We start from the raw sequence: 1,526 nt of genomic DNA on the forward strand, positions 1-1,526 counted from the left end.
GTCGCCTAAGCAGCCGCGCGCTCCGTCGTTTCAGGTGGTGGTTGTTCCGTTGGCCCCGGCCGCTCGCGCGCCGGGGCTTAATAGGATGGTCAGCCCGATCCTCACTCAGTGGACTACGCTGAGTGAGGATTTTGTCCTTCTGGAGGGCCATCATGGACACGGTATCGCTGATCGGAATCGATCTCGGCAAGCACTGCTTCCACCTGCATGGACAGGATGCGTCAGGCAGGATGGTGTTCCGTAAAAAGCTCACGCGTAGCCAGATGTTCACGCTGCTGGGCAATTTTCCGCGTTGCATTGTGGTCATGGAGGCCTGCGCCGGTGCTCACTGGATCGCACGTCGACTTCAAGCGCTGGGCCATGAGGCCAAGCTGATTTCTCCGCAATTCGTCAAACCGTTCCGGCAAGGCAACAAGAACGATTTCGCGGACGCCCAGGCGATCTGCGAAGCAGCCGCTCGTTCGAGCATGCGTTTCGTGAGCCCGCACAACGAAGCCCAGCAAATCGTTTCAGCCTTGCACCGTGTGCGCGAGCGGCTGGTGCGTGACCGCACCGGCACGATCAATCAGATTCATGCGTTTCTGTTGGAGTTCGGTATCAGCTTGCCGCGCGGCATGGCAGTGATCCGGCGACTGCCTGCCGTGCTCGAGGCAGAATCGTTGCCGCCGAGGCTGGTGGTCGTGCTCGAACGTTTGCAGGCGCACTTCAAGTATCTGGACGAGCAGATCCACCAGCTCGAACGTGAGTTGCTTACCCAGCTACACGAGGATGAACGCAGTGAACGACTGCTCGAGATTCCTGGCATTGGCCCGATGACCGCCAGCGTGTTGATGTCTGAGTTGGGCGATGCCCAGCAATATGGCTCAGCAAGGCAGTTTGCAGCTTCGGTTGGTCTGGTGCCGCGGCAGTACAGCACCGGCGGCAAACCAACGCTACTGGGCATCAGCAAGCGTGGCGACAAGGAACTGCGACGATTGCTGGTGCAATGTGCGCGGGCCATCATGCAGCGCATCGAGCACCGCACGGATGCATTGGGCGTCTGGATTCGCAGCCTGTTGGCGCGGCGACACTCGAACGTGGTGGCCTGTGCCCTGGCCAACAAACTGGCGAGGATCGCCTGGGCCATCCTCGCCAAAGGGACACACTACCGGAGCATCGAGGCTGTTCCCTCAGTCTGACGCTTCCTATCGCTTACGGCTTCAGTTTCAGTAGTCACCTCTGGTTTTGCGACGCGAGATACGTGAAGGCATAAACGACTCAACGGCCGGGCAAGTAACCTGACACAAAAAACAGCACCTCAATGCTGTGGGCTTTTTGAGGTTTGCCCGGCGCGGCTCCCATCATGGGGCGGGATCTTTCCCATCCGCGACCCCGGATAGATTCGAGCAAGTCCACTTTAGGTCAACACTGCCTCGCTTGCAAAAATCGGGCTGACCATAGATTTTTATTGCGCGCCATTGTTGCCCGATGTTGCCGTCACCTGCTCGAGCGCCGCGACGAACGCGCGCTTCAGCGGGCTGTCGAGG

At 59.4% G+C, this 1,526-nt stretch carries 1 protein-coding gene; it reads left to right on the forward strand.

The features are described 5' to 3' along the window. The first annotated feature begins 152 nt into the window (after positions 1-152). A complete protein-coding gene (locus JGU72_RS30480) occupies positions 153-1,178 on the forward strand; it encodes an IS110 family RNA-guided transposase (RefSeq protein ID WP_046543588.1) in 1,026 nt (341 codons plus the stop codon). Positions 1,179-1,526: the final 348 nt, after the last annotated feature.

The organism is Antrihabitans auranticaus (genome assembly GCF_016481275.1).
In the GTDB taxonomy this organism is placed as follows: domain Bacteria; phylum Actinomycetota; class Actinomycetes; order Mycobacteriales; family Mycobacteriaceae; genus Antrihabitans.